Origin of the sequence: Pseudomonas sp. Bout1, from assembly GCF_034314165.1 — a bacterium.
Classification (GTDB): Bacteria; Pseudomonadota; Gammaproteobacteria; order Pseudomonadales; family Pseudomonadaceae; genus Aquipseudomonas.
On the sequence record NZ_JAVIWK010000001.1, the window covers coordinates 5870681 to 5883389 of the forward strand.

The window sequence follows — 12709 nt, forward strand, 5'->3', positions numbered from 1 at the left end:
GCCTCAGCCTCAGTGTGTGGTTGCCAGCTGGGGAGCTGGTTTGGGTCTATGGAAAAACTTCTCAAGGTACAAGTATATGACCGGCGTGGTGAACAGCGTCAGCGCCTGGCTCACCAGCAACCCGCCCACCACCGCGATGCCCAATGGCTGGCGCATTTCTGCACCGGGACCGGAGCCCAACATCAGCGGCACCGCCCCCAACAGCGCGGCGAGGGTGGTCATGATGATTGGCCGGAACCGCGTGACACAGGCTTCATAAATCGCCTCTTCAGGTGGCAGGCCACGCACTCGCTGGGCGTCGAGGGCGAAGTCGATCATCAGGATGCCGTTCTTTTTGACGATACCGATCAACAGCACCAGGCCGATCAGCGCCATGATCGAGAAGTCCTGGCCCATCAGTGACAACATGATCAGCGCCCCCAACCCCGCCGACGGCAAGGTGGAGATGATCGTCAGCGGGTGCACGAAGCTCTCGTACAGCACCCCCAGGATAATGTAGACCGCCACCAATGCCGCAAGGATCAGCCAGGGCTGGCTGGCCAACGAACTCTGGAACGCCTGGGCCGCGCCCTGGAAGTTGCCGATGATGGTGGTCGGCATGCCGATTTCATTCTTGGCCTGGTTGAGCATGATCACCGCATCGCCCAACGCGACGCCTGGCGCCAGGTTGAACGACAGGTTGGCGGCCGGGAACATGCCGTCATGGCTGATAGACAACGGCCCCACGGTCGGCGGGTCGACCTTGGCCACCGCCGACAGCGGCACCATCTCGTTGGTCAGCGGCGAGCGCAGGTAGAAGTAGTTCAGGCTTTCGGCCTTGCCGCGTTGCTGGGTGTCCAGCTCCAGCACCACCTGGTACTGGTTGATCTCGGTCTGGAACTCGTTGATCTGGCGCTGGCCGAAGGCGTCGTACAACGCCTGGTCCACGTCGGTGGCGGTGAGGCCAAAGCGCGCGGCGGCCTGACGGTCGATGCTGATGTGGGTGATGCTGCCGCCCAGTTGCAAGTCGTTGGACAGGTCGCGGAACGCCGGGTTGGTCCGCAGTTTCTCGGTGAGGCGCTGGGTCCAGGTATTCAGCGTCGGGCCGTCATTGCTCTTGAGCACGTACTGGTATTGGGCGCGGCTGGGGCCGGAGCTTAAGTTGATGTCCTGGCCGGCACGCAGGTACAACACGATGCCCGGCACTTTCGCCAATTTCGGGCGGATGCGGTCGATAAACTGGCTGGCCGATACATCGCGATCCCCGCGATCTTTCAAGGCGATCCAGAACCGGCCGTTGGCGATGGTCTGGTTGCTGCCGGTCACGCCCACCGAATGGGAGAACGCCTCCACCGCCGGGTCATCCTTGACGATCTCGGCGATTGCCTTGTGCTTGGCGACCATGTCCGGGAACGACACGTCGGCCGCCGCTTCGCTGGTGCCGAGCACGAAACCGGTGTCTTGTATGGGGAAGAAACCCTTGGGGATAAACACATAGCCGACCACGGCCAGGGCCAGGGTCACCATGAAGATCGCGGCCATGGTGCGTTGGTGGGCCAGGGCCCGGCGCAGGTTGCGCGCGTAACCGGCGAGCAGGCGCTCGCTGAAGCCGGGTTTGTCGTGGGCATGATGGGTCGGGGCGCGCATGAACAACGCGGCCAGGGTCGGCGCCAATGTCAGCGACACCACCACTGAAATCAGGATGGTCGAGGTCGCCGTCAGTGCAAATTCCTTGAACAGCCGCCCGACCACACCGCCCATGAACAGCAGCGGAATGAACGCCGCCACCAGCGAGAAGCTGATGGAAACCACGGTAAAGCCGATTTCACCCGCGCCCTTGATCGCCGCCTCACGCTTGTCGAGGCCCGCCTCCAGGTGGCGGTGAATGTTCTCCACCACCACGATCGCATCGTCCACCACAAACCCCACGGCAATCACGATCGCCACCAGGGTCAAGTTGTTCAGGCTGAAGCCCATCAGGTACATCAGCGCAAAGCTGGCAACCAGCGACACGCCGAGCACGCTGGACACGATCAACGTGGCCGACAACTGTCGCAGGAACAGCGCCATCACCGCCACCACCAGCAGGATGGCGATCAGCAGGGTCACTTCCACTTCATGCAGGGAGGCGCGGATGGTCTTGGTACGGTCGGTCAACACGCTGACCTGCACCGACGCCGGCAACATGCCTTGCAGGCGTGGCAGCTCGGCTTGAATGCGGTCCACGGTCTCGACGATATTCGCGCCGGGCTGGCGGGAGATCACCAGGTTGACCCCCGGTGTGTCGCCTGACCACGCCTGCACGTAGGCGTTTTCCGAGCCATTGATGACTTTGGCGATATCGCGCAGTTGCACGGGTGCCCCATCCTTGTAGGACACGATCAACTGGGCGTAATCCTCGGGATGGAACAACTGGTCGTTGGTCGACAGGGTCGACACGCTGTTCTTGCCGTAGATCGCGCCCTTGGCCAGGTTCAGGCTCGATTGCTGGATCGCCAGGCGCACGTCCGCCAGGGTCAGGCCGATGGCCGCGAGCTTATCGGCCGAAGCCTGCACCCGGATGGCCGGGCGTTGCTGGCCGGTGATGTTGATCTGGCCTACGCCGTCGATCTGGCTGATCTGACGGGCCAGCAGGGTTTCGACGTAGTCGCTCAACTCGGTGCTGGGCATGCTGTCGGAGCTGACACTGAGGATCAGCACCGGGCTGTCCGCCGGGTTGACCTTCTTCCAGGTCGGCAGGCTCGGCATGTCGCTGGGCAGTTTGCCGGACGCGGTGTTGATCGCCGCCTGCACTTCCTGCGCGGCGGTGTCGATGCTCTTGGTGAGGGTAAATTGCAGGGTCAGGAGGCTGGAGCCCAGGGCGCTGCTGGAGGTCATCTGGGTCATGCCGGGGATGGCACTGAATTGCACCTCCAGCGGCGTGGCCACGGATGAAGCCATGGTGTCCGGGCTGGCACCGGGCAGCGTGGCGCTGACCTGGATCGTGGGAAATTCCGCTTCCGGCAGTGGGGCGATGGCCAGACGTGGGAAGGCGATCATCCCGAGCAATACCAGGGCGAAGGTCAGCAGCAGGGTGGCGACCGGGTGGTCGACGCACCAGGCCGACGGCGAACGGCTGCCACTCATGGTTGCACCTTGGCATCAACCGTCTGGATCACCTGTGGCGGTTCCTTGAGCACGTCTACCTGAGCGCCGGCCTTGAGCCGCGACTGGCCGTCGCTGACCAGCACGTCACCGGCCTGCACACCCTGGAGGATGTTCATGCCGCTGTCCTGGTACAGCACTTTCACCGGCACGATGTCGACCTTGTCACCGTTGACCCGGTACACAAAGTGCGAATCCAGCCCGCGTTGCACCACGGTGGGCGGTACCACCAGGGCGTTTTTGTACAGGGCAGTCTGAATGCGGATCGTCACCAGTTGCCCGGGCCAGAGCTTTTGCGCGCCGTTGCTGAACTCGGCCTTGGCGCGGATGGTGCCGGTGGTGCCGCTGATCTGGTTATCGATCAGGCTCAGGCGGCCTTCACCCAGCAGGTCGCCGGTCTGGCCGTCGGTGTCGGCGCCCATGTAGGCGTTGACGTCGGCGGGCAGTTGCGCGGCGATCAGGCCCTGCAGGGTCGGCAGCATTTGTTGCGGCAGTGAGAATTCGACGGCAATCGGGTCGATCTGGGTAACAGAGAACAAGCCCTGGGTGTCACTCATGCGCAGGAAGTTGCCTTCATCCACGGTGCGAATCCCGACGCGCCCGGTAACCGGCGAGCGAATCTGGGTATACGAAAGCTGCACCTGGGCCGAGTCGATAGCGGCCTGGTTGCCTTGCGCCGTGGCCTTGAGTTGGTTGACCAGGGCTTGTTGCTGGTCATAAGTCTGCTTGGACACGCCATCGTCGATGCTCAGTTCCTTGTAGCGCTTGAGGTTGACCAGCGCCACTTGCAGTTGCGCCTGGCTTTCGCCCAGTTGCGCCTTGGCCTGGTCCAGGCTGGCACGGATCGAACGGTCATCAATGGTCGCCAGCAGGTCGCCGGTCTTCACCAGTTGGCCTTCCTTCACCAGCAACTTGGTGAGAATGCCGTCGATCTGCGGGCGAATCACCACGCTGTGCAACGACAACACCGAACCGATTCCGCTGACAAAACGCGGAATGTCCTGCTCCATGACGCTGATCACACGCACCGGAATCGCTGCCGACGCGGTCAGTTTAGTCTTGGCCGGGCGGGTCACCGCCCAGGCAACCACGGCCAGTACCACGAGGACGCCCACGATCAAGGCAGGTTTTCGATGAATGTGCATGGGGTGAGGCGCCAGGGCAAAGGATCGGAAGAATGAAGGTTCTTTATAGCCCGCCAACCCGGTCAGCAAAGTGACTGCTAACTGACAGCGCCGTCAGTAAAGTCCGACCATTCGTACGAGCAGTGGTTAAAGATCCGAGGCGCGCAGGTATACTGCGCGGCAGTGTGGCCTGCAAGTCGGGCCCACGTCATTTTCAGTACTCCCCGGAGCTTCCATGAATTCCCCGACACAACCCGCTGTTGAAGCGGCCGATATCGACCCACAGGCCAACCCTGACAGCGTCGAAGGCGAAACCCGCGCCGAGATCCCGGCATTCAAATTTCCGTTCAAGCCGGGCGAACTGGCCGGTGAGAAAAACGCCAGCCAGCCGTGGTACAAAAACGGTGCGAAGAACGGCCACACCAAAAGCCCGGGCATGGCACCTCCCGGCACCCGTCGTTCGATGGGCAAGCGCTGACCGGTAACAAATCCCCCGCAATAGCGATCTGTGCCTACAACGTTTACTGACGTTTCGCCTTGTAGGCCTGCGGCCAATTCTTGAAAGCTTGCACGACACCCGCTCACCCCGAATCTTTCTTACGGGGCTGGATGGGGTGAAGCTGGTTTTCCGGAAAAGGACGTTCCCGTGTTTCCTATACGTACTTGTGTTGCGCTGTGCTTGTCGCTGATGGCCAGTGTTGTCTGCCTCACTGTGGCCGGTGACCAACCACGGCGCGAAATTCGTTTCGCCGTCGCCGCGCAATTCCCGCCGTTCCAAAGCCGTAATCAACAAGGCCAGCTGGTAGGGCTGAACATCGAATTGGGTAACGCCCTGTGCATACAGCTCAATGTGCGGTGTACCTGGGTTGACCAAGTCCTGGTGGAAAACTTCCCGGCCCTCGAAGCCAGGCAATTCGACGCGATCATGGGCATGGCCTCGACGTCGAAACGGCGCCGGCGGGCGAGTTTCACCGACGACCTCTACCCGATCACTACGCGCTTGGTGGCCCGCAAAACGTCAGGGTTGCAGCCGACCACCCAGTCACTGAAAGGCCAACGCGTGGGCGTGCTGGTGGGCAGTAATCGCGAAGCCTTTGCCTTGGCGAAATGGGCGCCAAAGGGCGTCATCGTCAAGGGTTTCTGGCGCAATGACGAACTGATCCGCAGCCTGTTGGCAGGCGATATCGATGCCACACTGCAGGGCAAGGTGGAAATCCGTGAGGCGCTGCTCGACACCGCCGAGGGCCTGGATTTTGACTTCCTTGGCCCCGCCATCTCCACCGAACTGTTGGGCAACGGCGTGGCAATCGCGCTGCGCAAGCCCGACACCGCATTGCGCAACGCCCTCAATTGCGCCCTTGAGCAACTGATGCAGAGTGGCGAGTACCAGCGCATCGTCCAGCCCTACCGCCTTGATGCACCGCCCGCCAGGCCGTAATGGCCAATTAATTGCGCAGAACATGAGCTGGATCAGTATTTGCCCAACCCGTGCGCTTAGAGTCGACGCGCTGCCGACTCCTCCAACAATCACGAGCGCGCTTTCCCATGAAGATCAATCTGCCGGTCACCGGTCAGAATGTGGACTTTGCCCCCGACGCCAATATCCTTTCGACCACCGACCTGACCAGCGCCATTACCTACGCCAACCAGGACTTCATCGACATCAGCGGCTATACCCGAGACGAGTTGCTGGGCGCACCGCACAACCTGCTGCGGCACCCGGACATGCCGCCCGCCGCGTTTGCGCACATGTGGCAGGTGTTGAAGAGCGGCCGCTCGTGGATGGGCATGGTGAAAAACCGCTGCAAGAACGGCGATCACTATTGGGTCAGTGCCTACGCCACGCCGGTTACCCGGGAAGGCGTGACAGTGGAATATCAGTCGGTACGCACCAAGCCCGATGCGCGGCGGGTGCAGTTGGCGGAGCGCACCTATGCCCGCCTGCGCGCGGGTACTGGGCGGGCGCAGCCCACGGTGGGCACGACCTTCAAGCTGTCGGCGTGGGTGCTCGTTGCATGTGCCGCAATGTGGATATTGGGCTTTGGACTGGCGACGTATCCGCTGGCCTGGCAACTGCTGGCGGTAACGTCGGCGTGTGCCGTGGCGGTAGCCGGCGTGCACGGTTGGTTGCGCCCCTTGCATCGGTTGAACCAGCGCGCGCAGCTGATTGCCGACAACCCGTTGAGCCAGGCGATTTACACCGGGCGCGAGGATGAGTTCGGGCGTATCGAATTTGCCATGCAGATGCTGGAGGCCCAGGTGGGCGCGGTGGTCGGTCGTATTGGCGACGCCTCGCAACGCTTGTCCGGGCACGCGGCAGCGCTGGTGCAACAACTGGACAGCAGCCACACCAGCAGCCTCGGCCAACAGACCCAGACCGACCAGGTCGCCGCGGCGATCAATCAAATGGCTGCCAGCGTGGCGCAGGTCGCCGAGCACGCGTTGCAGGCCTCCAAGGCCGCTGACCAGGCGGGCAGTGAGACCCGCGAAGGCCACCAGCGGGTCGATGAAAGCCGCGACGCAGTGCTGCGTTTGTCCCAGGAACTGGCGCGGGCCACCGACGTTATCCATCAACTGGAAAGCCATAGCGGGGATATTTCCGGGGTGCTGGAAGTGATCCGGGCAATTGCCGAGCAGACCAACCTGCTGGCCCTCAATGCCGCCATCGAAGCGGCGCGGGCCGGGGAGCAGGGACGCGGGTTTGCCGTGGTGGCCGATGAAGTGCGCGGGCTGGCCCAGCGCACACAGCAGTCGACCAATGAGATCCAGCGCATGATCAGCACCCTGCAAGGCGGCGCCCGGGATGCGGTGCAGGCGATGGCGCAAAGCAGCCAGCATGTGGAGGCCAGCGTCGATCAAGCCCAGCGCGCCGCCGCGGCGCTGGACGGGATCAGCCAGCGGGTGACCCGGATTACCGCCATGAGCCAGCAGATTGCGGCGGCGGTGGAAGAGCAGAGCGCCGTGAGCGAAGACATCAACCGCAACATCATCGGCATCCGCAATGCCGGGGAAGTGACGGTCAGCGCCGGCCAGCAAAGCCAACTCAGCTCAGGCGATGTGGCGGGGCTGGCGGATGACTTGCGGCGCCTGGCAGAGGAGTTCTGGAGCAAGCGCCGCCAGTAGCGCCATGAGCTATTTTTGTGGTGAGGGGGCTTGCTGTGGCGAGGGAGCTTGCTGTGGCGAGGGAGCTTGCTCCCGCTGGGCTGCGCAGCGGCCCCAAAATCTTGGGAGCGCTACGCACTCCAGCGGGAGCAAGCTCCCTCGCCACAGCAAGCTCCCTCGCCACAGTAAGCTCCCTCACCATAACGGGCATCGTTCCCACTCAAGCCGCGCGTAACGATATGAACGCATAGTTGGCCGGGACCTCGGTGGCAATCCGGGCGCCGGCATCCAGCAACTGCTCGGCAATATCCATCCCGGACGCATGGAACACCCACTCATTGGCCTGCACCGCCTCGTGCATGGCCAATTCGATCGCCTGGGCGAACAGGCCCATGTCCGGCAGGTAGGCGGTAAATCCGTCGCCCTTGAGCGCCGTGGTACGAATGCCCAGCAACCCACACACCGCCTCCTTGGCCTGGATGTCGTCGCGGTCCGCCTGGCGTGAGCGACTGATCAACCCGGCGAGTTCCTTGTCCATCAATTCGCCTCCCACGATCAGCGCCGGCCCCTGCTCCCAGGATTCCGGCGGGCAGTCCTTGGCGCCCGGGTTCAACGGGATATGCGGGTTGATCTCCATCGGATAAATGCGGCACACCAACGGCCGGCGCTCATAGATACGGCATCGGTCGTCTTCGTCAAGATTCCGGCAGCGCCCGGCGTTATAGGCGGCAAAGGTGATTGCCACATACGCCTCGGTAGTGCCGCTGGGCACGATGGCGGAACGCCGTTGTGCGTGTTCGCGCTGCAACTCGGGCAGCCCAAGCCCGGTGCCCAGGAAACCCTCCACCAGGACGATGACGTTACCGCCGTCAGCCGCCCAGCTGCGGGCCTCTTCCAGGGTCAGGGGCACATGGTGATCGGTGCAGCATTTGCCACAACCGACGCAGGAAAAATGGGTATTCATGGAGGATCTGTCACCAGGCAAGGTCAGAAGGCACTCATGAACGGCGGCGGGTTTTTGCCTCTGTTCGCCGTTCTGCCGCTGTACAAAGCAAGTTATGCGCCAGCGCCTTCAGTCTTCTGCAACGAGGTCTCGCAGGACAAACACCATGCCGGCACGCTCATACAGGCGCCGGGCCCGCAGGTTGGACTCCAGCACCTTGAGGTCGACAAACGCCTCGCCACGCTGCTTGAACACCTGGAAGGTGTGCAGCAGCAAGGCCCGGCCCAGTCCCATGCCCTGGGCGCACGGGTGTATGGCCAGATTCTTGATGTAGGCGCTGGTCCAGCATTGCGATACCCCGAGAATGCCACTGGCGTTGCTGACTACCAGGCACAGCGCGGGGTCGAACTCGGCGTCGGTGACGAACTGCTCGCGCCAGTGCTCAAGGGGGCCGACACGCCCGCCGCCTTGCTCCTGGGCCAGGCTCAATACTGCGTGGATCGCCGGTGCCAGCGCTTCGTGGTAATGATCCAGCTCAATACCTGCCGGCCACTGCGGCGCGGGCAGGCTGCCGGTAAGGTCACGGCGCAGCAGTTGGAAGTGTTCACCCACAGGTCAAAGGCCCTGTTGCGCGACGGTCTGCGCGGCGACCACCAGGCATTTGGTCAGCTCGGGGGAGGAAAACTTGGTGAGCACCGCATTGGCACCGGCCAGGCGGGCTTTTTCGCTGTTCATCGCACTGTCCAAAGAGGTGTGCAGCAGCACGTAGAGGCCCTGGAAATCCGGGGTCTCGCGCAGGGTACGGGTGAAGGCGTAGCCGTCCATTTCGGACATTTCGATGTCCGAGACCACCACGTTGATTTGTTCGACGGTGCCTTGCAGCTCCAGTAAACGGTCAATCGCTTCCTTGGCGCTGCGGGCGGTGTGGCAAGTGAGGCCGAGGTTGCGCAGGGTGTGCACCGACTGCTGCAGGGCCACCTGGCTGTCGTCCACCACCAGGATCCGGGCGTTGCCGAGCACTTCGGCTTCTTCCATGGTCAGGTCGGTGGGCGCCGCTTCGATCTGCGCGGGGGCGATGCCGTGGATGACCTTTTCGATGTCCAGCACCTGCACCAGCGCGCCTTCGACCTGGGTCACCCCGGTGATGAAGGAGCGCGTGCCACCGGAACCAAACGGCGGCGGGCGAATGTCGGTGGTCAGGCAGTGCACGATCTTGCTCACCGCCTGCACATGCAGGCCCTGCTTGGAACGGCTCACATCGGTGACGATCAGGCAGCCACCGTCCGGGTCTTGCAGGGGCATTTCCCCCAGCGCCCGGCTCAGGTCGATCACCGACAGCGCAGCGCCGCGCAAGGTGGCGATGCCTTTGACGTGCGGGTGCGACTCCGGCAGCTTGGTCAGCGGCGGGCAGGGAATGATTTCACTGACTTTCAGCAGGTTGATCGCCATCAGCTTGCCGCTGCGCAAGGTAAAGAGCAGAAGCGAGAGTGAGTCTGCGCGGGCTTTGGTGGTGGACATAAAAACCTTCTGTGGATCAGGGATGACGATCTATAGACCGTTATCGACTTGCCCGCTGAAAACTGTAGGAGCGAGCTTGCTCGCGAAAAACGTCAACGATAACGCGGGCAGCCTGAATAAACACAGCGCCATCAGGTTCTTCGCGAGCAAGCTCGCTCCTACACAAGGCAGTGATCAGCCCTTCCACACCTGCGGGTTGACCAGGTCCTGCGGGCGCTGGCCCAGCAAGGCACTGCGCAGGTTTTCCAGCGCGCGGTTGGCCATCGCCGCACGGGTCTCATCAGTAGCCGAGCCAATGTGCGGCAGGGTCACCGCGTTGCTCAACTGGAACAGTGGCGACTCCGACAGCGGCTCCTGTTCGTACACGTCCAGGCCGGCACCACGAATGGTGTGGTTTTGCAGGGCTTGGATCAGCGCCGGCTCGTCCACCACCGGGCCACGGGAGATGTTCACCAGGATCGCGCCGGGTTTCATCAAACCCAGCTCGCGATGGCTGATCAGGTGGCGGGTTTTCTCGCTCAGTGGCACCACCAGGCAGACGAAGTCGGCTTCGGCCAGCAACTGGTCGAGGCTGCGAAACTGCGCGCCCAGCTCTTGTTCCAGTTCGGTCTTGCGGCTGTTGCCGCTGTACAGAATCGGCATATTGAAACCCAGGCGGCCACGGCGGGCGATGGCCGCGCCGATGTTGCCCATGCCGACGATGCCCAGTGTCTTGCCGTGTACGTCGCAACCAAACAACGGCGCGCCGACGCTGGCTTTCCACTGGCCGGCCTTGGTCCAGGCGTCCAGTTCGGCCACGCGGCGGGCGCTGCTCATCAGCAGGGCAAAGGCCAGGTCGGCGGTGCTTTCGGTGAGCACGTCGGGGGTGTTGGTGAGCATGATCCCGCGCTCATTGAAGTACGCCAGGTCGTAGTTGTCGTAGCCCACCGACACACTGGAGACCACTTGCAGCTTGCTCGCGCCTTCCAGTTGCGCCCGGCCCAACTTGCGGCCTACGCCGATCAGGCCGTGGGCATGGGGCAAGGCTTCGTTGAACTGGGCATTGATATCGCCCTGCTTCGGATTGGGAGCGATGACATCGAAATCCTGTTGCAGGCGCTCGATCATTTCCGGGGTGACGCGGCTGAAGGCGAGGACAGTCTTTTTCATGGAAGGCGGGCTCATCGACTACGTGGGAATGGCAAGCACGCTAACATTCTTGCGCGGGGTTGTCAGGACACCTCGGCGCCACCCGCCCAGACTGTTGCGATTTGGGTAACAGTCATTATCTTGTTACACTCTGTATCGCACCGCTCACCTGCGCTAATTTGTCGCATCGATGAGCGCAGTGGTTAAGACCGCCCCGCTCTTCCCCGATTTCCCTCGACTTATTTCCAGGGCTCTACACTGGGAATCTGTCTTAAAGCCGCTGAGTCCAGCGGCTTTTTTTTGCGCTGAAAAAAGGCCAGGCCTCCCACAACACTGGCCGGTTTCGATTGACCCCAAGGAGCTTTACCGGTGAAAACCTCGCTGACGTTCACCCCGTTATTCATCGCGATTGCTGCAACTATCGTTCCCCTTGCCCACGCGGCAGACACCCTGGCCGCCGACGGTTTCGTCGAAGGCTCAAGCTTCAAGATCAACGCCCGCAACTACTACATGAACCGCGACCGTCGCGACATTCACACCGATGACAGCAAGGAATGGGGCCAGGGCTTCATCGGGGTATTCGAATCCGGCTACACCCCGGGTACCGTCGGCTTTGGCCTGGACGCCAACGCCATGCTCGGCCTCAAGCTCGACGGCGGTGGCGGTACCGACGGTTCCAGCATCCTGCCCGTAAGCTCCGGCAACGGCAAAGCCCCCGGCTCGTTCTCCACCGCTGGCGCCACCCTGAAAATGCGTGCCTTCGACACCGAACTGAAAGCCGGCGACCTGTTCCTGACTAACCCGGTGATCGCCGGCGGCATGACCCGCATGCTGCCCCAGACCTTCCGTGGCGTGAGCCTGACCAACCACAGCCTGGACGGCTGGATGTTCGAAGGCGGCCAGGCCAGCTTTACCAAGCTCTACAACCAGAGCGGCCACCGGCGCATCGGCACCAGCTACGGCGCATTGCCCAGCGGCGAAGACAGCCAGCACCTGGACTGGGCCGGCGTGTCTTTCAGCGGCCTGCCGGGGCTGACCAGCAACCTGTACGCGTCCGAACTCAAGGACATCTGGAACCAGTACTACTACGACCTGGACTACACCTGGCAACTGAACGAACTGGTCAGCCTCAACCCGGGCCTGCACTACTACCACACCCGGCAAACCGGCAAAGCCCTGCTGGGTGACATCGACAACAACACCTACAGCCTGCATGTCACCGTGGGCGTGGGCAACCACAGCGTCACCGCCGCCTACCAGCGGGTCAACGGCAACACCCCGTTCGACTACATCAGCCAGGGCGACAGCGTTTACTTGGACAACTCCCAGCAATACTCCGACTTCAACGGCCCCAACGAGCGCTCGTGGAAGCTCAAGTACGCCTATGACTTTGTCGGGCTGGGCCTGCCGGGCCTGACCTCGGCGGTGTCGTACATCAGCGGCAAGACCGACCTGACCACGGTCGATCCGCACAGCCGAGGTTATTCGTCCTGGTACAGCGCCGATGGCAAGAACGCCAAGCACTGGGAACGCGACATCGACCTCAAGTATGTGGTGCAAGGCGGCAAGGCCAAGGACCTGGCCGTGCGCCTGCAATGGGCGACCAATCGCGGTGGCAACGGGTACGCAGCAGTGGACCGGGACGTGGATGAGTACCGGGTGATTGTCGATTACCCAATTAACGTTTTTTAACGTCCAGGCTTTCTTTTGCGGCGACGGGTTATTTTTCAGCGCAGGGAACTAAACTGCCAGCATCTTGAATGCCGAAGCC

10 protein-coding genes and 1 pseudogene are annotated in these 12709 nt (G+C 62.4%); 5 read left to right on the forward strand and 6 right to left on the reverse strand.

The genetic code is table 11. The features are described 5' to 3' along the window. Nucleotides 1-9: 9 nt before the first annotated feature. Both RGV33_RS27165 and RGV33_RS27170 read right to left on the reverse strand, forming a co-directional pair. Nucleotides 10-3105 (reverse strand): multidrug efflux RND transporter permease subunit, encoded by a 3096-nt coding sequence (locus RGV33_RS27165; RefSeq protein WP_322147361.1) that lies wholly within the window; start codon nucleotides 3103-3105, stop codon nucleotides 10-12. Then, a complete protein-coding gene (locus RGV33_RS27170) occupies nucleotides 3102-4268 on the reverse strand; it encodes an efflux RND transporter periplasmic adaptor subunit (protein ID WP_322147363.1) in 1167 nt (388 codons plus the stop codon). The genes RGV33_RS27165 and RGV33_RS27170 overlap by 4 nt, the downstream gene beginning before the upstream one ends. A gap of 214 nt (nucleotides 4269-4482) precedes the next feature. Here RGV33_RS27170 and RGV33_RS27175 point away from each other — a divergent pair, with 214 nt between their 5' ends. From RGV33_RS27175 to RGV33_RS27185, 4 genes and pseudogenes are all read left to right on the forward strand, one after another. Continuing rightward, nucleotides 4483-4725 carry a hypothetical protein gene (locus RGV33_RS27175; protein ID WP_322147364.1) on the forward strand — a complete coding sequence of 81 codons (243 nt, stop codon included), beginning with the start codon at nucleotides 4483-4485 and terminating at the stop codon, nucleotides 4723-4725. Nucleotides 4726-4893: 168 nt separating this feature from the next. Then, nucleotides 4894-5685, forward strand: coding sequence for a transporter substrate-binding domain-containing protein (locus RGV33_RS27180; protein WP_322147365.1), 792 nt, complete (start codon nucleotides 4894-4896; stop codon nucleotides 5683-5685). A 107-nt stretch (nucleotides 5686-5792) separates the two neighbouring features. Beyond that, nucleotides 5793-6074, forward strand: a pseudogene (locus tag RGV33_RS34370) (PAS domain-containing protein); the annotation flags it as partial. Nucleotides 6075-6272: 198 nt separating this feature from the next. Beyond that, nucleotides 6273-7370: a methyl-accepting chemotaxis protein gene (locus RGV33_RS27185; protein ID WP_416152140.1), complete on the forward strand. Its 1098-nt coding sequence runs from the start codon at nucleotides 6273-6275 to the stop codon at nucleotides 7368-7370. A 199-nt stretch (nucleotides 7371-7569) separates the two neighbouring features. Here RGV33_RS27185 and RGV33_RS27190 read toward each other — a convergent pair whose 3' ends face one another. From RGV33_RS27190 to RGV33_RS27205, 4 genes are all read right to left on the reverse strand, one after another. Then, nucleotides 7570-8313 carry a YkgJ family cysteine cluster protein gene (locus RGV33_RS27190; RefSeq protein WP_322147368.1) on the reverse strand — a complete coding sequence of 248 codons (744 nt, stop codon included), beginning with the start codon at nucleotides 8311-8313 and terminating at the stop codon, nucleotides 7570-7572. Between the two features lie 108 nt (nucleotides 8314-8421). Next, on the reverse strand, nucleotides 8422-8904 hold the full coding sequence (locus tag RGV33_RS27195) for an N-acetyltransferase (RefSeq protein WP_322147369.1): 483 nt from the start codon (nucleotides 8902-8904) through the stop codon (nucleotides 8422-8424). A gap of 3 nt (nucleotides 8905-8907) precedes the next feature. Continuing rightward, nucleotides 8908-9810, reverse strand: a complete 903-nt coding sequence (locus RGV33_RS27200; protein ID WP_322147370.1) for a chemotaxis protein — start codon at nucleotides 9808-9810, stop codon at nucleotides 8908-8910. 174 nt (nucleotides 9811-9984) lie between these two features. Continuing rightward, complete coding sequence (locus RGV33_RS27205; RefSeq protein WP_322147371.1) at nucleotides 9985-10959, reverse strand: D-glycerate dehydrogenase; 975 nt, start codon at nucleotides 10957-10959, stop codon at nucleotides 9985-9987. Between the two features lie 348 nt (nucleotides 10960-11307). On the opposite strand from RGV33_RS27205, the gene RGV33_RS27210 reads away from it, so the two are divergent. After that, complete coding sequence (locus RGV33_RS27210) at nucleotides 11308-12630, forward strand: OprD family porin (protein WP_322147372.1); 1323 nt, start codon at nucleotides 11308-11310, stop codon at nucleotides 12628-12630. Nucleotides 12631-12709 lie beyond the last annotated feature (79 nt).